The sequence below is a fragment of the Vibrio sp. 1-2 (7-a) genome (assembly GCF_013048515.1).
Taxonomy (GTDB): Bacteria; Pseudomonadota; Gammaproteobacteria; order Enterobacterales; family Vibrionaceae; genus Vibrio; species Vibrio diabolicus.
On sequence record NZ_VHSQ01000001.1, the window covers coordinates 1,327,750 to 1,350,762 of the forward strand.

Below are 23,013 nucleotides of genomic sequence, written 5' to 3' on the forward strand. Positions count from 1 at the left end.
GAACCAATGGACGTGCTTTGGTACGGTACTAATACTTTAATACCATACCAACGGCGATAGCACCGCGCCTCTTGCGGCCATTGAGTATAATAAATAGTGGTTAGGCACAATAAATAAGGATTTGGTTTGGTTATCGACAAAACTCAATTACTGCAAAACTTTCAATTTCGGCTTCCAACGGGTTACCACAAAGAGTCCCTCGCGCGACTGAAATGGATGAAAGGAAAATCACTGCGAGACGCAGCGGTCTTAATTGGTTTTGTAGAACGCCCGGAGGGGCTACAGGTCATTTTGACAAAGCGAGCAGCACACTTGCGTCATCATCCGGGACAAATCAGTTTCCCCGGCGGTAAGTTTGAGCAGGAAGATCATCATCTAATCAATACGGCATTAAGAGAAACCAAAGAAGAGATCGGCATAGAAGATGAACATATTCATGTATTTGGCCAGCTTCCAACATTGCCAACGATTAGTCAGTTTAATGTGACACCGTTTTTGGCCTTTATTTCTCCTGAGTATAAAACGCATATTGACCCAAATGAGGTGGAGTCTGTTTTTGAAGTTCCTGCTAACCACATTCTGAATCCGAAAAAGTTGTACAGCACCAAGTTTGACCTAAAAAACAGCAGTCATCGTGTATTTGCTATCCCATATAGACAGCATTTCATCTGGGGCATGACCGCACAAATCATCGAATCAATGCAAAAACATATCATTTCACATTAAAAACTTCTGATATCGGTATTTTTATGGATGCGATCATCATGCGCATCAATATTAATAAAACGTTGCTTCATAAACATTCATTCACATTAGATTAATTTGCCGTTTTCACCGCAAACGCTTGCGGTGAAATAAATTTATACAAACAGCCCCATCGATAAGTTTTTCTAATTTTACTCATTAGCAGAAATCACGAGTAGCACATCATTTTCGTGATAAAAAGCAGGTTTTTGACATATCATTCAATAAGCGTAAGCAATAAATGATTTAGATCTAATTTTCCTAGTGTAAAATCTTGCAAAATTACTCCCGACTTATTTCCTGTTCCCAAAATGAGTAACTAAAAAATGAATACAACTACTTCTGCGGTTTCTACCGCACAATCGTCTAGTAAGTTTTCTTACAAAGACTTTACCTGGTGTCTGTCCCTTTTTGGTACGGCAGTAGGTGCCGGTGTACTATTCCTTCCTATTAAAGCAGGTGCAGGTGGCTTTTGGCCATTAGTAATCCTAGCCCTAATCGCAGCACCAATGACTTGGTTCGCACACAAATCTTTAGCTCGCTTCGTTCTTTCTGCGAAAAACCCAGAAGCGGACATCACTGACACAGTAGAAGAGCACTTTGGTAAGACTGGCGCAAACCTTATTACGTTCGCTTACTTCTTCGCTATCTACCCAATCGTACTTATCTACGGTGTTGGTATCACAAACACGGTTGACTCTTTCCTAGTTAACCAAATGGGTATGGAATCTATTCCTCGCTGGCTACTTTCTGGTGCACTTATCGCTGCAATGACAGCGGGTGTAGTGTTCGGTAAAGAGCTTATGCTGAAAGCAACTTCAGCGATGGTTTACCCTCTAGTGTTCATCCTACTAGCGCTGTCTGTGTACCTAATTCCTGGTTGGAACACTTCAATGATGGAAGTATCACCTGACTGGGGTGCAATGCCAGCTATCGTATGGCTAGCAATCCCTGTTATCGTGTTCTCTTTCAACCACAGCCCAATCATTTCTCAGTTCTCTAAAGAACAACGTCGTGTATACGGTGATGACGCAGTTAAGAAAACTGACGCTATCACTGGTGGCGCAGCGATGATGCTAATGGGCTTTGTAATGTTCTTCGTTTTCTCTGTTGTACTTTCTCTGTCTCCAGAGCAACTAGCAACAGCACAAGAGCAAAACATCTCTGTTCTTTCTTACCTAGCAAACGTTCATGAGTCTCCACTGATCTCTTACTTAGGTCCACTGGTTGCTTTCGCGGCTATCACTTCTAGCTACTTCGGCCACTTCCTAGGTGCGCATGAAGGTCTAGTTGGTCTAGTGAAATCTCGTTCAAAATCGCCAGTAAGCAAGATCGAGAAGATGTCTCTTATCTTCATCGTAATCACAACTTGGATCGTTGCTATCGTTAACCCAAGCATCCTAGGTATGATTGAAACAATGGGCGCACCGATGATTGCGGCAATCCTATTCTTGATGCCTATCTTCGCAATGCAAAAAGTTCCAGCGATGGCTAAGTACAAAACTTCAGCACCTGTGCAAATTTTCACAGCAATCTGTGGTCTTGCTGCCATTAGTTCTGTAATCTACGGCGCTCTTTAATCATCCCTGCCCTAGCACGGTATGATTAATCCAAAAATATAACGATAAAATTAAGCCTCCCAACTCCCCTTGGGAGGCTTTCTTCTGAGGTAATCGATATGATTAGTGTTTTTGATATCTATAAAATCGGTGTTGGACCTTCAAGCTCACACACTGTAGGCCCAATGAAAGCGGGTAAAGAGTTTATTGATGATCTTCGCGCAATGGGAAAACTGCGCGACATCACTAAAATCACCGTTGACGTTTATGGATCACTATCACTGACAGGGAAAGGTCACCACACAGATATTGCTATCATCATGGGTCTTGCAGGCAACACTCCTGAGAAAGTTGATATCGATTCTATCCCGGGCTTTATCGCTCGCGTAGAAGAAACTGAACGCCTTCCTGTTGGCATGCACTGTCACACAGTATCGTTCCCACGTGAAGGTGGAATGAACTTCCACAAAACAAACCTTGAGTTACACGAAAACGGCATGCAAATCCACGCTTGGATTGATGACGAAAAAGCGTACTCAAAAACTTACTACTCTATCGGCGGTGGTTTCATCGTTGATGAAGAAAACTTCGGTAAAGAAGTTGAGAATCCAGTAAAAGTTCCTTACCCGTTTACAACGGCAGAAGAGCTTGTAAAGCAATGTCATGAAAGCGGCCTGTCTATCAGTGCGCTAACCATGAAAAATGAACATGCGCTTCATTCTGACGAAGAAACTCGTACTTACTTCGCAAACATCTGGCGCACAATGCGCGAATGTATGGATCGCGGTATGAACGAAGAAGGCATTCTGCCTGGTCCACTACGCGTGCCTCGTCGTGCAGCAGCACTTCGTCAGCAACTGCTTACTTCTGAAAAAACAACGAACGATCCAATGTCTGTTGTTGACTGGGTAAACATGTTTGCTTTTGCAGTAAACGAAGAGAACGCAGCAGGTGGTCGTGTTGTAACTGCGCCGACTAACGGTGCATGCGGCATCATCCCTGCAGTACTAGCTTACTATGACAAGTTTATCCAAACCGTAACTGAGAAAGACTACATCCGTTACTTCGCAGCTTCTGGTGCAATTGGCGGCCTTTACAAGCGTAACGCGTCTATCTCTGGTGCAGAAGTTGGCTGTCAGGGCGAAGTTGGCGTGGCATGTTCTATGGCAGCAGCGGGCCTTGCTGAGCTTATGGGTGGTAGTCCAGAGCAAGTATGTATGGCGGCTGAAATTGCGATGGAGCACAACCTAGGTCTAACTTGTGACCCGGTTGCAGGTCAGGTTCAGGTTCCATGTATCGAGCGTAATGGTATTGCAGCTGTAAAAGCAATCAACTCAACTCGTATGGCACTGCGTCGTTCTTCTGCTCCTACTGTTTCTCTAGATAAAGTTATCGAAACCATGCTAGAGACAGGTAAAGACATGAACGCGAAATACCGTGAGACTTCTCAAGGCGGCCTAGCAGTAAAAGTTATCTGTTAATAAGCCTTGCTGAATATCGACGAAACCCGAGCCACTGCTCGGGTTTTTTATACTTCATTAACCATGAATAATGAGTTGTCACACCCAGCATAAAAAAACCTAAAACTTTGAATATATCCAAATATTATGGATATCCCCGTAAAAAATCACATCCCTCTCCTAGCTTTATTGATAACGTAGCCAAAAATTAAACTTGGAGCACACCAACACATGATTAGGTTTGAAATTGGAAACCAAATCTGCGTTTGCTTGTCCGAAAACGAAATATCTTTAGAGCTCAATCAATCACTCCACCACTCCATTCCTGTCAACCCAAATGAGTACGCCATTCTGTCAACCATCGCCAAATACGGCAGCTTAAATACGCCAATTAGCCAGCGATTGATAGAAAGCAAAATCACTCAACAATACAAAATGACACTGCCTGAAAATGGCTTTAAAAACGCGGTGGCCGCTCTAAGAAAGAAATTTCGCAAGCTCACGGAAGAACACGTAACCACAAAAAAAAATATTATCGAAAATATTCACCGGACCGGATACTTCATCCCTTTTACTATGCAAAACAACCATCAGAATGGCATCGACCATCAACACAAGATCAATCAATACACAACAAACAGCCTTGGCAAAGCCCTTCGTATTTGTCTGCGTAATAAAAAGATCTATTCAGATACGCTGTGGGTCGTCTTGAGCACAGCGATCATTTTCTTTGCCATCTGTTATTACGCGATAAACAGCATTGTGAAACATAATTATCTTGATAACGCCTTCGAAATTGCAGAAAACCTTTCCCAAAAGAGCTGCTTTGCTGATGAAAGAGAATTGAAGTCGCTCTTTGATAATGTAAAGCTGGTGGAATCGAGCATGATGCTAGACCGTTTCAATATCCGGTGTTTAGTCACCCCCGAAACCGTTGTCCCTGTCAGCAAAAAAGCATTTGAAGAGTGGAGTAATAATAGCAATTATACGACCCAATCATTTGACTTGAATAACGCGACCGTTTTGGTTCGTGTCAAAAACATTAACTTATCCGACAACGTTGAAAATCATATTTCGCGTTTTTTTCTTTCCGGCATGAAGCTATCAACCAATACAGGGACCTCTTTAGAAATTGGTAACACCAATGAACGCTTTTTCAACTATCACGTTAAGAACAGCGGCTATAAAGAGGTGTATTACATCTCTGGACCGTTTCAAAGCATCATTTTATTAAGCTTGCTGTTTCTCATAATACTGCGTCATCGCTCTCTACAAGCCTTTATGGCTTATTTGTGTGCAATTCGACAATTTAAAATCAAACTGGAGCCGATTTATGACACTTCAGCGCAAAAGATTGTGCATTACGAAGCGCTCTCGCGGTTTAAGGTAAAAAATACGCAACGGTTTATTGAAACACTGATCCGCAATGGGCTGCTCCTTACTCATACCTTACTGGTGATAGAGTCCATCTATACTAAGCACAAAGCGCTGCCTATTCCTATCAGCATCAATATTTGTCCTTCTTTGCTGCGAGGACGCAACTTTTCAATCCTACACAGAGAACTATCTAACCGAGATTGTCGTTTGCTGACGATTGAAATCACGGAAAATGCATCGATGTACTATACCTCCGAGATTTATGGCAATGTCGCGAAACTAAAAGCACTGGATTGTAAAATCAGTATCGATGACTTTGGCACTGGCAACAACAACGTGTCGCTCATCAGTAAAATCAATCCAGATTATTTGAAAATAGATCGGGAGTTTGTGATTGGTTTAAAGTCGGACGATAAGAAAGTGGAAACGTTGCGTCAGTTAATCGCCATGGGAAATACGTATCGGTGTACCGTCATTGTTGAAGGCGTAGAAACCGCCGATAGCGCTCACTTACTCACAACATTAGGTGCCTATATTCACCAAGGTTATTATTATCCTCTGCATTTCTAGCTTTTCTTAACCTCGTGAGTTACTTAGACTAGAGGAAATACTCTATTAAAGTTCGTGGCGGCATGAGGATATGCCGCCAATTTGTGGTTGAACGATGATTGCTATTAAGCCCACCAAACTGAAAGATTTTTCGAGTTTGATGCAATTGGATGTGCAGGAAGAGCAGAAAGGATTTTCTACGCCGTTTGAAGTGGCTTATCAAAAACGCAATAAGTCTGAAGCGTTCTTTACGATTTATTCTGACGATCTATTAGTTGGCTATCTTGTTATCGATAAAGGCTTCTCCCAACATGCGCCCTTTGCCAAAAGGCACGAACTGGGGCTCAAGTACTTGATGGTTGATCGACGTTTCCAACGCCAAGGGGTTGGGAGTGAAGCGTTACGCAAACTGTTCGTTTATGCGTATACCATTGACCCTGAAAGCACCTCTCTTTGCGTCACTGTGCCACAGAGTCAGCAATACGCTATCAGTTTTCTTGATGCGTGTGGATTCATCAATACAGAGAAAACAACGTTTGGTGAGAACGAAAAAGAGTGGATTTTACGTCATCCACTGAGCTAGCAAGAAAAGTATAAAAAATAGGGAATATCCAGATACAACAAAGGCAAGCTCATGGCTTGCCTTTGTCTTCAATGCTCAATAAAAAGTGACTTATTCACCTTTGTAAATACAACCGGCTGTGCACGTCTCTTTGATTTCAACTTTACTTAGCAACGGTAAACTTGGCTTAAGCTGTTGCCAAATCCATTTTGCTAGCACTTCGCTCGTCGGATTCTCCAAACCTTCAATGTCGTTCAGGTAATAATGGTCTAAACGATTGTAAATTGGTTTGAATGCCGCTTTGATTTCAGCGAAATCCACTACCCAACCAGTATGCGGGTCTACCTCACCTTCTACATAAAGACGAACTAAGAAAGAGTGTCCATGCAAACGACCACACTTATGGCCTTCAGGTACATGTGGCAAGTGATGTGCCGCTTCGAACATAAACTCTTTGTATATTTCTGAGAAATGGGATGACAACTTTGTAAACCTCTGTTTTATATAGAATTTTACAGTGATTAAATGGTGTAAATAAAAAACAATATACACACTTATATACACACTGTATTTTTTCGCACTCCCAGATATACACACAAGTTAGCGTGATTTAAGAAAAGTATCGGGCAGTAACGAAACGATGATGTGGCCATTATCGTCGGCTAAGAGGCAATGCGCAAGTTAGTAAAACTTCCATACATAGTATCTGAACACCCTCTACATCCCACAAAAAAAGGGAGCACTTACGCGTTCCCTTTTAATTAATAGATTAAAGCAATCCCGATCAAGAATCGTCTTTTTTACTAATGTTAGTAAACTTTGTTTCCTCTAGAATAAGGGCTGCTTTCATTACTGCGCACTGAATGAACTCTTTTGTGGCATCATCAAGAACCTCACATTCCATTAACTTGGCGATAACTCGTAAGTTGATAGTCAACTGCTCCATCATTAAATCCTCACGCACAACGCTTAGAAACAAGTTATAGCTACATCATGCATTAGTAGCTTACAGCAATATACTACATGATTGCTGTATATACATCCAGTATTGGTGTTCAGAAAATAAACTTTCGAAAACAAAAATAAACCATCAAATACAAATGCGTTTTCTATTTAAAACCTAAAATGATATGCTACAAAAAGCTTGACTATCACGCCTTACGGTAACTATTCTATTCGGGCAATGGCAAAATCCGTTGTCGGGATTAGGAACCCCGCAATTACAAAGGCGTGATAACGCCAGCTTTATGCTGGTTTTTTATTGCGTGATTCAGTGCACCCAAATTATGGTGGACTGGATGAGGGCGCTTCGGCGCGCCGTTTCCTTTGTAGCGGTAGTTCCTAACCTTGTTCAGTTCACCACCAGTAGATTAGGAACCTCTTGGTGGTGATTTAAATATCATTACAAAGGAGGCGACTATGCCAGCACAAACTACACTTCCAATCGAACAACATCGCCCTGAAGATCTCGTTTTCGTGTCTAAAACTAACGCTTTAGTTACCGATTCATTTCTGGTGGCTAAGTACTTTAACAAACAACATAAAGACGTGATTCGTAAAATCAGAAACTTGGAGTGCTCGCATGGTTTTACAGGGCGCAATTTTACGCTTTGCCACAAAAACAATGAGTTACAGAACAACAAACTCCAACCGTTCTATCAAATGACGAAAGATGGGTTCATATTCTTGGTGATGGGCTTTACCGGAAAGAAAGCTGCCATAATCAAAGAAGCTTACATCAATGCTTTTAACTTAATGGCTGAGAAGCTAACCAAGCAGAGTGAAAACTCCATCGACTTCAATCCAAACCTGTACAAAGACTTCGTTGACTTGAAAGAACATGTAAACTTTAGAGTGTTAATTGACGTGGTCGCTGGACGAGCAAACGGACTCCAGTTTGTGCCCAATGACGCTTTTGTGTGTAACAAAGAGAAGCTTATGCACTACATGAATAACAGCCAAATCTTCACCAACCAAGACATTATTAAGATCAATGCTATTGCAGCTAAACGTCTTAGCTTGATGTAAAACACAATAAAGCCAGCTAAGAGCTGGCTTTATTTGTACCAACCTAGGTGTAATCTGTGAGTTTTCCCATATATGACTAGATCTGACAGGTTGCATTAAATCGGTTTTGTCTATCGACGTGTCAGCAGATCTTGGCTGATACTATTCATTGGAACAACCTTTTGGTTCGCATATTTTTTGAGTTCAGGTTTTTGCTCTTTATACTTATAACTAGCCACCCTTTGTTTGAGCGAATTGAATCAGGACAATGAAAAAGTTCAAACCTTCAAAGCGTTATCACACAACTATATGCTTTCAAAAAGTCAATTTTATTGGTGATTTCGGGGGTTCTTGAAAAAATACGCTCAGTGTCACATAAGCAGTAATGACTCAGTTTTTCCAAATCTGTATAACACTAATTTTACCTCAAAGAAAACAATGAAATGGCAAAGTTAGGCGTATGTGATATCAACAATCTGAAGCTTAGCGAAAAGAGTAGGCGTGCCGTCGCTGACATAAAAGGCATTATGGAGTCAGGTAACTTACTCAATGGAACGTTAGCTTCAACCCCTTTCTATAACATATTTGGAACTCCGAGCGTCACTACTAGCGCTTTCGAGAAGTTTATAACCATCAGGGAATACGATTGGGAAGCGTTCGGAGGAGCAATGCTAGGCGCATCGAAATTTACACGTAATAAGATATTTAATATTGCATATGAGCAGGAGATTTACACGTATGGTGAAGAACGAAAGTTTTGGAACTGCGTCAGTGAAGTATCCAAGTAAAGCTATAACGTTATGTCTTCTTTTGTTTGGCTGTGCCTCTGTTCTGGATAGTGAGACGGCAGAAAAACAGTGGCAAGAGAGATTCGATTACTGCGAAGAGATTGCGAATGAAAATCGAATTACTATCCCTGATTCTTTATGGTTTGATTCTCTGAGTGATGATGATAAAAAAACGACAATAGGCTATTTAGCGAATTATACAGATCGAATGTGTATGAAGGACGCGACCGCTAAACTAAAAAAAGCGTTAGTAGCTGAGGATAATAAAGAAAAGCTCAATTATTATTCAGTCGATTTAACTCCTCTTGAGAAGCTAGCTTCGGATCGTGTTAAACATTTAGACGAAAAAGAGCTTACGCAACTAGCAGAGCGGATGAATCAGCCATTTAATTTTCGCTACGCTTTGCTCGATAAAGGGCTTTATCCTGAGATGTAGTCAGTCATGAAAGTCGCATTATGAGTGTTGGTTGTTCTGTCTGCCTTGTTACAAAAAATAATAATGTCGAAGGCGCCCCTTCTAGCTCTTAAAGCACAAGGACTGGACATTGGATTGATAAAATTTCTATATTTATTAATCACTTATGAACTTATAATTTAGGAAGGTGGCTGGAAAAATATTTTCCTACGGGTTGTTCATGGGAATGTAACACAGAAATGCCCCAAAGTGTTTTAGGTCAGTTTTTCTGTACAGCGTTCATTTTAGTATTTGACTTATTTTCCTTATGTCAAAGCTCTAGCAATACGGCCAAATTTGCTTAGCCAGTACAACCACTACACACTAATCAATTCAAAGAGACTCATATCATTGATTAACAGCCGCTTTCTAGTAAAGTAGTTGCAATTAAAAAAGAACGATCTAGCTCCTGGGGGGGGCATCTAAGTGCTTGTTAGTATTGAGAAGCTGTTAAATTCACTTCAGCATCGTGTAGATAAAAACATTGATGAAACGCTCTACCAAAATAAGGCGTTCCTCTCAAGTAAATGGAACCTTTTAGAGCACAACATATTACGTTGGTCTCAAAGGCATAGTTATTACACCTTTCTCACCTTCGTCTTAGCTAGTTTACTTGTAGCCAATTTATTGCTTTGGAAAGAAGAATTAACTCCATTTGCTATCGAGTATTTTCCTAATTGGAGAAGACTAATCGACTGGCAAGGTGGTTTTCTTGCTGGTCAGTTAACCATTGTCGGTGTTGTATATCCACTTGTTATTGGTTTGATTGGTGTACTTTTTCAGAATAAGTCAGCTAAGAAGACATTGTTTCCTATTTATCAGCTGTACTCTGGCTTCATGTTTGCTGGTTTAAGTGGATTATTTTTGTCCATATTTATAATTGTGGGCTACTTCCTCAGCGCTAGTATGGATAAGTCAACTTATCTAGCGATTTGCATAGCTACCGCGTTATGGTTGGCATTTAATGTTTTATTAACGAGTTGGTTTTTTACAGCTACATTCATGATGTTAGATGAAACGAAACGTGACAGGATAGTTGTTCGATTCACTATTCATGAGCTATGTGAGGCTGATATTAGGTACAGGATTCATGAATTATTACTACAAAACTCAGTAAAAAATAATCTTCTGGCTAACCCAGATGAGGGCGTACTCAAAGTAAGCACCTATAATTTCTCTGATGATAAATACAATGAAATTATGTTTCCGTCACCAGATCCAATTCGAGTAACTAACGTCTACTTTTCAATCATCAATGCAATAATTCATTACCAAGTTAAGAAGCTCAAAGTGCTTCGTTGGCTTAATCGCCAGAGTTTGGTGAAGAGGCTAGTTTCGAAAAAAGGTTTTAGCTGGCTCCATTTAGATTTAAATGCTGAACCAGAATTTGTACTACAACCTATTTGGACTAAAGAAAATGAAACAGGTCTAGTAATTGTTAGGTATTCTGGTTTCGATCTAAGTTGGTTATCTAAGGTATTGATTAAATTAAGCTTTACAATCAAGAAAAACAAAGATAATGATGAAAGAAGCCTAACTTCCATGATGCTGGGCTTAGTTGGCTCAGCTAATGATTCGATTCGAGAAAAGAACATAGGAGAATTTAAATACGCTTTAGACAACATCGTGAAATGGCATATAGAGATTGCTTCTGCATTAAGCTTTATTAACGATAATAATGAAGACGATAATTGGCTTTTGTTGCCAACAACTAATTTTTTCAGTAGGAGCTATCTCGATGAAATTTTGACAGAATATTATCAAATTGCTAAATCTGCTGTCGAACTAATTCCTGAAAATATAGAATTCTTTGACGAAGTCATTTATTTGCATAAACGACTATTTTCAAGGCGGGAAAAACTGGTTAAGCGTGAAGGGTTTTTATTGATCCAAGGTAGTTACTTTACTTGGTCATTATTGATGGAATGGCGTTCATATAGCTCTTCCTCGTCAGATATGCGCGTAGCAAATAAATATGAAGACGTACTTTTTGATTTTGTTGGGTCGTGGGAGTCTTGGCTGGATTATATTGAACCGAGACGTAAACGACTTGATAGCCTAACTGATTCACTACCATTGTTCCTTACCCATTTAGAATTTACAGCGCATACCGCGATAACAGCTTTGAGGTATAACAATGACGAGGCTGCTGGGTGGGGTGTTGACATGCTGAACAATTGGTGTGAAAAGCTTTCAGTTAGAGATTATGGTCATGGACTAGAAGAATATAGATGGCACTCTGAATTAGTGACTCATGATATGTTGCTTAAAAGCTTAGATGACAAAAATTGGATTGTGATCTTAAATGGTCATCAGTTTAACCTTAAATCAGCTTTTAATATTGCATTTGAGAATGCAGCGTTTGACCTTAGAGTTATTACTGCTTGTTACATGTTGCTAAAACCGAACTTAAATGATAATGAAAAAATAAGACAATACATTAAAGCGTTACTTTCTAACGCTGCAATTCACCCAACAGGTGCAATTGGTCGAAGACCTAAGTCTATATCCAACGCTAGTGACGTAGTTGGAGCGTATATTAGGCATAGGGATTATCCCAATTATGAAAGCGGTAGCTACGGCTCATGGATTTCAAGAGTACTTGAGTCCTTTGGGCGAGTTAATGAAAAGAGAAGAGTATCGGGTCGTATCTATTCAGGTTGGGGACGTAACGACGCTCAAAGTATGAATATTGCTTATGTTGAGATAGCCGTTTCCTTTTCAAATAGCCAATGGCAACTGGGACGTAAATGGTTCGATATTGTTTTTTCGGATGCATTTCGCCTTCAAGACCAACAATCCCTTGTTCGTGACTTACAAGAGTGGCTTAGATTGGTTGACGAAATCAAAGAACCATTCCTCATCTCTAGAGAACAATTTGATAGTAACCTAGGTAACTTTAAAACTTCAATTCAACAAGTTATTGACCAACTAAACCAACGGCAGAATCAGTTAGTTGCAGAGGCAGATATTGACGAAGATCTGCTAACTAAATTTGGCATATCTTGTTCCAAGGCTTTTATAGGCGACGACGCGAACTTCGAGTTTCCTATAAATTTATTTAAATCGGTTGGTTTTAACGGCAATCCTGTGGAAGAAACCTTGTATAAATTAAATATACAGGGATATCTTAAAGAAAATATTGCAAAAAACATTGAAACCAATAGAGCTGTCAACGAGGAAAGTTGGCTTAAAGAATCAACCAGAGATAATGTTGAATTAAATATTCTAAGAAAGCTATTGCAGTACAAAACTTCTGATTCAAAAGTCTATACCAATGCAGAAAATAACATTTTCGACATTTCTAACTTTTCAAAAGATATTACAAATCCAGTTTTGTTTTCAGGAAGCTCAGAGTTGAATCAATTACTTCGAGAAGCAAGATACAAACCAGAAATAGCTAATAAGTTTGACATTTCCTTTATTGATGGCTTCGGAAATAACTATATCTGTAATCTGGGTGATATAATTGTATATAGTCTTCATTTTTCGGACGTAAACTTCAGTTTACTGACAACTAGAGATTTATTCGAATCAATCGTATTTGGCAAGGTTATGGATAATCAATTTATAAAAGTAAATTATGTGCCATCTCAAAATGAAAATGTCGGTGAATTGTCGATAAATTATTGGATGAAAGTGGATTTAGTGGATGAGCTACCTTGTATTAAAACTGAAATAAAGAGCATAGATAAAGAGTGATGCTATAAACAGGTAGTGAAGTGTGTGCGTAACAGAACTTATGGTTGCTCAACTTACTTTTAGTAATCTTTATCTGGTGAGATAGAGCAAATAATCTATCTCACCTTTGTCTAATTGTGAGTGACAATACCAGTAGTTCAATCTAGTCAACTAGCCAGAGGACGTGTATGAGTTACTGCATTGTACCTAGAAACTTCTTAGCACTTTTGAGCCTCATACTCTGCGAATTTCCGCTATCGCCGCCTTGGTAGTTACGCTGCGGTAGCGCACAATGCGCCACCAGCTAAACCCAAAATCATTACTGTTAAAATGCTTTTACTAGCAGTCATTTTAGATCTCTCCATACTTCTTTTCTAAGCACTCCAATAGTGCTACCAACTCTGTTGCTCTTGCAGCAACTTTATATATTTCTGATTATAGTGCGCACCATTCTGTGATTTACTCGCCATTTTGAAATGTTGCTTCACTGAACGGCTTAAGACTTCGGCGGTAATCGGGTTTTGTCTGCCCCATTCCGAACGGTTGAACTCACGGATCTTGTTAAGCACATTTTTACGTCCATCACTATCCTTAGTGCGTACCGCCAGCCAATAAGCATTCATTAAGCTTTGACGACGACGAGTAACTTGACGTTCGTAACCTTTCAATGCGCTGTTTGTGTCGTACTGCTGAACCAGTCGAGCCGGAGTAAAACCAAGCGCTTGTTGAGCATGTTCAAACAACGTCACATCATCAATGATAATTTCACCATTTCGGTTTGTGACAGTGCCACTTTCTGAAGCGTATCGCGCAGTTCTAAAAACGTCCTTCATCCATTTTGGAGTCATGTATTCCATGCCGCGCAAGTATTGGCCTTCTGTCATGTAGTCCAGACCACGCGCCCAAGATACGGCAATACCAAATGAAGCACCTGCCGCCTGTTGAAGAATGTTTTCTGCAACACCAACATTATCTTGTGCGTCTGATTCTTGAACCCAAAGGCGAAGCAAGTCAATGTTGATGCGGCTTGAAACGCTAGGCATTGAACCGTAATACAAGCCTTTCGCAATATCTTCTCCGAACGTCTTAGCAAGTAGCGCTTTTAGCTCTGTCTCTGCGTCCCAAGGCTCATTGTCATCACCTGCCACTGCATAGGCCATATTCGCAAGTGTCGCGATTGTTGCGACTGGTAGAGCGTTTAGACCGCCAATGGCAAACGTAACGGCAAATGTGCCAAGCAACTGCTTACGCGCTTCCTTTCTCACCTCTGGCGTTTCGCCTTTAATTGAATCAAAGAAACGGCTAAACAAGTAGTAAGTCATGTTTTGGCTGTACTGTTTGAACTGCAATGCTACTGCCGCAACGTCACCTTGCATGAATCGAGCGCGGTTACGGCTCGAATAGTCAAAGTGGCTATCCCAAGTCGCTTTAGTTGCGTAATCAAGTGACTCTTGTTTGCTTAGTCCGTTCTTCTTCGCCATACGGTAAGCAGTGATAAAACAAACCTCACGGTTCATTACTTCGGCCCAATGGAAAGGCGCACCGATTAGTTGCTGTGCTCTCGCCCATTTGCCCGTATAGTTTGACGACTCTTGTTCTGCCATACCTGTTAAGTCGGCCATTTGAGTTACGTCTATAGCACCAATTTTGATCGCGTGGCGTAATGCCTCTTTCTCATCTTGGTTAAGTACGTCGCCCAAAATGCCGTTGGTCATATCCATATCGCCACGCAAGCCAGCTTTTGATTTTTTAGCAACGAACGTCTTAGCAAATAGGCCAGATAGACTTGCCATTTCTGCCGCGGTTTCCTTAAAGCCAAAACGTGAACCAATGTAAGGCAAAGCAATCTGCCAATTTTGGGATAAGTTGACCATTGCCGAAGCTGGTGAAATACCGATTTGCCAGAAGAAGCCAAAACCAGTTAGCGCTTGCGCCCATTGTGCGCGTTGTGGGTTCATCATCCATTCGTGGCGTTTAACCATTTCGTTATACAAGCGTGACGCTGACACGTTATTGCTCTTGTCCGTAGCAATCTTCAACTCTTCCATTAGATCGGTGAAGCGCTTCTCTGTTTCTAGTCGCGCTTGTTGGTTCGCTTGGCGAACACCCTGATCTGCTAACACACGAGCCGCATCCTCTGAATAGCCAGCTACACCTTTACGGTGAATGAATGATTTACGAATTGAGCGATCAGGCATGGTTTGCAAATACATTTGGTAGATTTCATCAGTTAACTGATCTTTTACCTTGTCATTAGTTTTCGCACCTGAGATCGCCTTAATAATATCGCTCACGAATGACGCGCTAGCACCGTTTAGGCCGCGACTCTCTTGGATTTTTAGGCCAAAGCGTACTTGTCCAACTTCTAAGTTCGCGTTCTTATCATCCTGAACTTTGTAGCCAGCCGCCTGAAGCTTTTTAAGATCCTTCATCATGGCGCTTTCAGTCTCATACATTTGGAATACACGCTCACCGCTTGAGTCAACGGCATCGATCCAATAGTTACCAAAACGCGCCAACGGCACATAGAAACCAAGGCGTGATTTTTCCATCATGTAACGATGGTAAGTGTTCTCACCTGCTCGTTTGTTACCAGCCATCGCAAGATCAGTAATACGCTCTTCTAGCGCCTTATCCATTTCCTCGCGTTGTCTAATGTAGTGATCGCGCACATCGGTAAAGACTTTTTGAGCATCTGGCGAAAGCTGTAAGAACTTCTCACGTAATGCCTTGTGTTTAAGTCTTAGTTTCGGCTCGTTCTTAATCTCACGCTCTAACGCTTGGCGTTCTTGCCAGATTTCGGAACCGCGCTTAGTTTGCGAACCGCCGTACTCTTGGTAAAGCTTCGTTAGTGTTTTGATAAGCGCTTTCTTCTCATCAGTTTGGTCTACATACTCTTTTGACGGGTCAACATCGGCCAACGTCGCATCGTGCAATAAACTAAACGTGGCTTCGGCGTCTTTTGGTTTATCCTTACGGAACTTATTCAAAGCATCAGCTTGTTTGTGAACTTTCTCAATCAAGTCTGTTTTGCGTGTAGTAAACAGATCTTTGTTGTTTACATACGACTCAAGAATATTGCCAACCTCACGGCTTACTCGTTTTCTACCTACTTCAGCCATTTGACGTAGGTTTAACAATGCCCAGCCGCCATTTTTAAGCGCATCAAACTGCTTGCTAATAAATGGAACGTTGATCTTGCCAAGCATTTGCTTGTAGAAACTCTCATTCTTCGCTGCCAACGCATCAGCAATGCTCACAATTGGATCGCCTTGCTGCGCCAAATCCTCATCCATGCTTGAGATTGTTTGGCTAAAGCGCACAACGTTAGAAAGCGTGGTCATTCCGTTAGGTTTTCGAAGGTCGCTATCCACGTTGTTGATCATGTTGCGCAGTTCGGAAAGCGTGATTTTCTCTGCACTCAAAATGCCAGAACGACGCAATGCACCAAGCACCCAAGACAACACTTTGTCTAAGATTCTTTGAGAAACGCTAGACTCTGTTTCTGCAATCTTAGCGATCACCTCTTCCGCTTTTACATCTTCCGGTGCGGTTCGATATGATTTATCAACCTCGGCAAAGATGCCTTTCAAAGAGTTAACGTTTCGTAGGCTATTGACCTTCTCGGTTAACTCCGCTTGTTGAGAAACATCTAGGTTCGCGTATAGGCCATTGTGAGCAATAAACTCATGGCGCAAAGTGCGGCGAACGTCAGCAACGTTTTCCAAGTTTTCTGCCACCAGCACAACACGGTTATCACCAGACAACCATGCGCCTTTAACAAAAGCATTGGGTTCAGTTTCAACCAGTTCATGCAGATCGGCCATAGTTGGCACAACCATTACATTCGCACCTTTCAAGCCGTCGTATTGGTTAATCCAATCTTGAGCAGTTTGAGTAACCTTTTCAGGCGATAGGCTGGTGGAAGGCTTTTTGTTGACTTCGCTGGCCTTGCTGAAACGAATGTTGTCGTACTGATCGTTCGCTGGTTTTTCAATGACAATAATCTTTGTTGCTACGTTCGTAGGGTTCAAGCTGTTCTTGAATGTTCCAGCGTCTAGGTTGATCTCTTCTGCGCCGACTTCATCTAGGTAACGACGGAAGTTTTTATTTGTTGTGTTACCACGATTACCAGCCATTGAGCTGGTGATAGCAACCAACTTACCGCCATCTTTTAGCATCGTTAGCGCATGGTTGATGTGGTGAATATCTGCATCGTTACTAAATGGAGGGTTCATAACAATGCGGTCATAGATTTCACCAGCGTCATATTCCAAGAAATCACCAGCAACAACGTTGTGCCCCTTCTCTTCAAGTAATTCGCTTAGAGTTAAAGCAAGTTCACCAACATCAAGATCTACGCCATTTAGAGCTGCAATTTGATCGGCAATGTGGCCCATACCAGCACTTGGCTCTAGCACTTTCATACCTGGTTTAATATCGGCTAAATCAATGAGCTTTTTCACTTCGGCTTCAGGAGTTGGGAAGAAGTCATTAAACACATTACGGTTACCGCGTACAGTTTCCTCAATCTTCTCTGTGAGTTTTTGTAAGCGTGTTTTTTCTTTCTGCGTTGACATTTTTCCGTTGTTCGCTTGCTCATATTCACGCAAAGCTTGGCGCAACGTGATATCGCCTTTAATGCCCATGCGAATTAAGCGATCTTGAGACTTGAACAGCTCATTGATGTGCTCGACACGGTAAACAGTATTTGATTTGCTACGCGCTAGCTGGCGCAATTTAGGAATAACTTTATCCCAACGCGCACCATTCAAATTAACGCTCTCGTGCTCCTTCAGGCCTTTAATGTTTGCTCGAATAGATTTAGCCGTCATCTTGTAACCGTCTAGGTTTTCGATTTCTCGTGCAATGTATTCAAGTGACGCTGGCGTACTCTTCGGAGCTGGAAAACGAACGTAACGAGCAACCTGATTAAATTTAGTTTCTGGTTTTAAATGCCAGTTGCCTTGCTGATCTCGATACGCTAGTTTTTCTCGAACGTCTTCAGGCATATCCCATTTAACACGGTTCATAACGCTTGTTAGCTCTTCAAGCTGGCTGATATCAGTCAAGTTACCTAGCAGTAGGAACTCGCCAGATTCAACGCCATCGGCAATCTTACGTAAAATATTCGCTTGCGCTTCTTGCTTATCTGCTCGTGCCGCTGCACTTGCTGCCATGGCTGCGCGACGAGAAGTATTAGTCAAACGCTGTGCGTTGTTTGACTCATCAGCTTTCGCCTGTAGTGAATCCGCTTTTTCGCGTAGAGCTTCAACTTGATTCTCTTTTTTCGACTTCGTTTTTTCTTGATCGCGGTGTTTAACTCGTTCGCTTTGATCAACATTCAAGCCACCCATTACAGATAGGAAATCATCACGCGCTTGCTCAGATTTAAAGTCAAAACGAGCTGGCAAATTTTTAGGCTTGTAAGCTCGTGCGTACCAACCGCCTAGCTGTTTCGCCTTGGCTCTCATATCGTTGAAGGTATCGCTATCAACTTCGCTAAACGCAGCACCATAGCGTTGTTCGCCTTTAGCCTCGTTGAAAACATCGACCTTGCTCAACTCAATAGTCCCATCAGTTTCAACGGCCTTAACTTCAGCTTTTCGCTCTAGTTCGCGCTTTTCTTGCTCTGCTAGTTTGCTTAACTGGTTTTCAGTGTATAGACGGTCAAACTCGGCTAATTGCTGATCATTGAAAGCATCAATAGTTCCGCCGTTAGCTCGTGCGTAGGCTTGGAAATCATCAAGTGTTTGTGGGTTATCAAGAGCCTTTTTCTTACGCTCTTCTTCCAGCTCAAGTTCGATTGCTTGTTGTTTTCGTTTCTCAACAATCTTGTTGTAATCAGCATCACTCATTTCAGAAAGAATGTTGCGCATAGCTGAAGGTGATTTAACTACAAACATTCCATCATCAGACTGAATAGCAGCAAACTGGTTGCCGATATCTTTAACCGCTCGTTTAACTAGATCGTCTTTACGCAAGCTTGTATCAATCCATTGGCCCATTTGAGCAAAGAAATTGCCGATAGCTGGTTTCGTGAATTGGCGGAATTCTTCCTCTAAAGCCGGAACATCATCAATGTAGTTATCGATCAGCTCAATGGCCTCTTCCTTGGTGTACTCGCCACTTTGAAGCGCGTTGATAGCTTTTAGATATTCACGCGCTCCACTTGGGCGAGAATGGCCTTTTTGAGCTTTAGACGCATCAGTTTCGTTGCTGGTGGCCTTGCTAGATTTTGGTTTGCTTCCTTTTGGAGGCGTTGGCTCTGGTTTGTCGTCACTCAGATAGCTTTTTGCCAAGTCGATTGCTTTTTGGCGATCTGATTGATATTGGCTAGTGATCCAATTGCTGAATGAATACAAGTCGTGCGCATCCGCGCCAGCTTCTTCCATTGCTTTAGATACTGCTTTCCAAGCTGGTTCTAACTCGTAGCTCTTGACGCGATAAGTCGGGTTTTCTGCGTACTTATCTGATACAGCTTGAAGAGTATCAATGAGCGAAGGCTCTTGCTTATCTGCTTTTGTATTGGTTTTGCGCTCTTCTAATTTGGCAATATCACCTTTTAGCTCTTCATCACTAAGTAGTGCGTCATATTTTGATAAGCGTGTTTTCAGAACGTCACCAAGGCGAAACAAATCACCTAGCTTGCCAGTAAAGTAAATCTTGCCTGCTGAATTGATATATTCCGCAGCATCTTGCAAAACATTCATTTGTTCAGGCGTAGGCATTTGACCGCGCTCAAGGCGTTGCTCAACACTAGGCCAAATATCAACGGCTTTCGCTGTCTTTTCGCGCTCTTCGACTAAAAGTGATTGATCAACAATACCTTTGCTTTGGGCTTTTTCTGCTTCGCTCTGAAGGTAAGATTCATTGCTTTTTACAATAAGGCTTATATATTTATCCGCTGCTTGATTAGCTTTTCCAATAGCATCCATCAAGCGCATATCGCTACCTTTGCCATAGTCAAAAGTAGTGACCGGTTCCTCTTGTTCCGCTAGTCGGATTTGTACCTGTTTAAGCTCTTTATCTTGAGTGACGTAAACCGATCTCTCGCCAATAGTTGCGTTCCACTTTTCGACTTTAGGCGTCAACGTTGTGGTATTACCGCTGCGCTTAACGTCCACTCCATCAATACCTTGACCTATTTTAAGGGTAGGTTTCTTGGCTTTTTTGCTATCAGCTTGAGCGTTTACTTCTTTGTCCAACCAGTTCAGATCATCTTTTGTACCCTTGCCTTCCAAGATGTTCTTGATGCGTTGTTCACGGTTAACTTTCTGACGGCCTTTAATTGCGATTTCAGCTTGAGCTTTACCAAGTTGACGGCCAAGCTCTGAACGTTTTGCAGCTTCACCAGATTGGTAAACATACTCGTCGCCAGTCTGTGGCAACTCTTCACTGTATGACTCAACCTCTTGAGACTCGCGCTTATCAAATTTCTTTTGAATACGAGCATTGCGATTAGGTTGGCGCTGTTCGACCTCTTGGATTGATGCGAAAATAGGCTCTTGAGCAACTATATCAGGCGCACGATAACGCTCCTGCTCTGTTTCTACAGGATTTAGGTCATATTCATTCGCTAGCTTGGTGAATCGCTCATCACGATTAACGTCTTTAGGATTAACGTCAGACCATCGATCAAACTCAACTTGTGGTGCGTCATAAACTCGTTGATTCTCGATACCCGTTGCTAACGGAGTAACGTCACGCTCACCGTTTGGTTGATGTCCACCAGCAAACGAGTTGGTTTGAGCTTGTTGTCTCATACCTTGAAGAACACGCGCCTGATTGCGTCGAAACTCTGGCGTTTCCTCAACGTTTGATTGATAGCCATTAGTTCTAATGCCGCGATTCTCTAGTTGCTGTTGAGCATTGCGCTCTTGAGCTTGCTGATCACGCAGAAAACTCTCTTCATCAGTTGGGCGTAACTGATCGATTTGTTTTAGTTCTTCAGAGTTAATAACACGCTGTAAAGCACTGATCGCTTGCTCTTGGCTCATGCTGCCATCACGACGTGCTTTTGCAATCTGAAGCACTGCTGCTGGCGAGATTTCCATAGCGCGTTGCAAGCCTTGTTTAAAGTTTTCGTCTTGCGCTGCAACTTCATCGACAAAGCCAAGCTCACCACGTTGAATTGATTGGATCAATTCCAACTTATCTCGTTGAGCATCTTGAGAATGGTATAGCTCTGAGTCTGCCATTACTTCGCCAGTTTCAGGATCAAACATTTCTGCTTGAGCAACTTCATTATCAACTGGTGATTTTTGTTTCTGCCCAATAGCACTTAAGAACTCATTGTAAATTGAATTCATTGAACGCTGCGCCGCTTGACGTTCTTCAATGGATAGATCTGTATTAAGAGTTGCCAAGTAACGACTCATATCTTGGCGCAATTGCTTCGCGTAATCATTACCTCGGTCTTGTTTTTCCCAAGTTTTGATTGCGCTGACAGCTTGCTGGCCGTCACGGATAAGATCGGCATGATTGTCTGAAGAGAACAGGTTAACAGGCGCTTGCTCTTGCTGTTTTGCAGCTTCAGAAATTGGTTGTTGTGGTTGCTTTTGCTGTGGCTGTACTGGTTGTGGCTCAACACTTTGTTGTGCTTCCGCTTGGTCTTCCGTTGCATGACGCTCTGCTGCTGGTGGCACTTTACCCATTGCAGCACCTAACGCTTGATGTGCTAAAGCCGTAGATTCGTTAACATCAAAGCCCATAGAAAGAGCGCGGTTCTCAATCTTAGGTCTGAGAAGAGCCTCAATCTCTTGATCGGTTTTACCAACTGAGCGCAATTGCGAAATCACTTCTGGATTGATCGCTTGTTCAATCTTGGTTTCAAAGTTACGACGGCGGTAACGACCAGCCACACCACTAGGCACACCAAAGCCACCACCGATCAAACCACCGACTAAACCAGATTCAAGCGCAGCCGCGCCAACGCCTTCAGAATTGTCGCCTTCAACGTCCATTTTTTCCTTGGTATGAACGTTAGAGCGGTATTGTTCAACGCCACCTTGTACGGCCTCGGTGCCACCTTCAGCAAGTACACCTTTACCAATAGCCCCTTTGATTGTTTTGCCTAAACTACCTTTTAGCAGTTTAACCATTGCCTGATCACCTACCGTTTCACCGATCAGGTTGACCATGCCTAAAGTAAGATCGTTTTTAATTGAATCCCCGACCTCTTGGGCCAATCGAGTACGAGCGTTGTTTAGCGCCTCTTCATCAGAGATATTTTTATTCGCTTCTTCGGCCACATAACGCTTGAACTGTGGAGAATCCATTAATTCGTGATAAGGAATGTTCTCGATTTCTCGTTGAACATTTAAGGCTTGACCACCGTTACCAGCCGCTAAGTTTAGAAGTGCGTTTGTACCAACGTTGGCACCTCGGGACACTGCTGCGCTGCGACCAGCCATTGACGCTGCTTTACCTACTGCACCTGCTGGCAACATCGTTACAGCCATACCACCTAGCACATTAGACGCAGTGCCTAGCCATGTACGCCAATCTTTAGCACCTTCGCCAAAGCTCATATCATCATTGATAATATCTTTCGCCATGGCTTCGCGCATTTCAGGCGATAAAGTTTCGTATTGCTCATTAGCCCAATTCTCTAATGAGCTTGCTGCCTTTTCTGCACCAACGAAATTCGCAGCACCAGCCAAAGTTTGCAAAGCGCCTTGTTGAGCCATATCAACAACGTCACCAAACGTTGATGTGTTTTGATTGCGTTCCCTTTCCTCAACTAGACGCATCGCCTCTCTGAAATCCATCGATATCCCCTCTTATTCTGCATAGGAAATAGACAGGGGAAGTATAACCCCAACCGCAC

The 23,013-nt window shown here is 42.1% G+C and carries 10 protein-coding genes; 8 read left to right on the plus strand and 2 right to left on the minus strand.

Features of this window, described 5'->3' with window-relative positions; genetic code table 11:
• The first annotated feature begins 126 nt into the window (after window positions 1-126).
• From FKN08_RS06015 to FKN08_RS06035, 5 genes are all read left to right on the plus strand, one after another.
• On the plus strand, window positions 127-726 hold the full coding sequence (locus tag FKN08_RS06015; protein WP_005396902.1) for a CoA pyrophosphatase: 600 nt from the start codon (window positions 127-129) through the stop codon (window positions 724-726).
• A gap of 344 nt (window positions 727-1,070) precedes the next feature.
• Window positions 1,071-2,324: an aromatic amino acid transport family protein gene (locus FKN08_RS06020; protein ID WP_005396901.1), complete on the plus strand. Its 1,254-nt coding sequence runs from the start codon at window positions 1,071-1,073 to the stop codon at window positions 2,322-2,324.
• 98 nt (window positions 2,325-2,422) lie between these two features.
• Entirely contained in the window at window positions 2,423-3,784 is a 1,362-nt protein-coding gene (locus tag FKN08_RS06025; protein WP_005396900.1) for an L-serine ammonia-lyase, read from the plus strand.
• 210 nt (window positions 3,785-3,994) lie between these two features.
• Window positions 3,995-5,710 carry an EAL domain-containing protein gene (locus FKN08_RS06030; protein WP_139059830.1) on the plus strand — a complete coding sequence of 572 codons (1,716 nt, stop codon included), beginning with the start codon at window positions 3,995-3,997 and terminating at the stop codon, window positions 5,708-5,710.
• Between the two features lie 94 nt (window positions 5,711-5,804).
• The gene (locus tag FKN08_RS06035) at window positions 5,805-6,272 is read left to right on the plus strand and encodes a GNAT family N-acetyltransferase (RefSeq protein WP_046876185.1); all 468 of its coding nucleotides are present in this window, start codon (window positions 5,805-5,807) and stop codon (window positions 6,270-6,272) included.
• A gap of 90 nt (window positions 6,273-6,362) precedes the next feature.
• On the opposite strand, the gene queD is transcribed toward FKN08_RS06035, so the two are convergent.
• Window positions 6,363-6,734 carry a 6-carboxytetrahydropterin synthase QueD gene (gene queD, locus FKN08_RS06040; protein ID WP_170891543.1) on the minus strand — a complete coding sequence of 124 codons (372 nt, stop codon included), beginning with the start codon at window positions 6,732-6,734 and terminating at the stop codon, window positions 6,363-6,365.
• Window positions 6,735-7,670: 936 nt separating this feature from the next.
• Between queD and FKN08_RS06045 the strand changes: the two genes are divergently transcribed.
• The 3 genes from FKN08_RS06045 (at window position 7,671) to FKN08_RS06055 (ending at window position 13,202) form a co-directional block, all read left to right on the plus strand.
• The gene (locus FKN08_RS06045) at window positions 7,671-8,279 is read left to right on the plus strand and encodes a Rha family transcriptional regulator (protein WP_170891544.1); all 609 of its coding nucleotides are present in this window, start codon (window positions 7,671-7,673) and stop codon (window positions 8,277-8,279) included.
• Window positions 8,280-8,996: 717 nt separating this feature from the next.
• Window positions 8,997-9,482 carry a hypothetical protein gene (locus FKN08_RS06050; RefSeq protein WP_170891545.1) on the plus strand — a complete coding sequence of 162 codons (486 nt, stop codon included), beginning with the start codon at window positions 8,997-8,999 and terminating at the stop codon, window positions 9,480-9,482.
• Between the two features lie 444 nt (window positions 9,483-9,926).
• A complete protein-coding gene (locus FKN08_RS06055) occupies window positions 9,927-13,202 on the plus strand; it encodes a hypothetical protein (RefSeq protein ID WP_170891546.1) in 3,276 nt (1,091 codons plus the stop codon).
• Between the two features lie 371 nt (window positions 13,203-13,573).
• On the opposite strand, the gene FKN08_RS06060 is transcribed toward FKN08_RS06055, so the two are convergent.
• The gene (locus FKN08_RS06060; RefSeq protein WP_170891547.1) at window positions 13,574-22,954 is read right to left on the minus strand and encodes a PLxRFG domain-containing protein; all 9,381 of its coding nucleotides are present in this window, start codon (window positions 22,952-22,954) and stop codon (window positions 13,574-13,576) included.
• Window positions 22,955-23,013 lie beyond the last annotated feature (59 nt).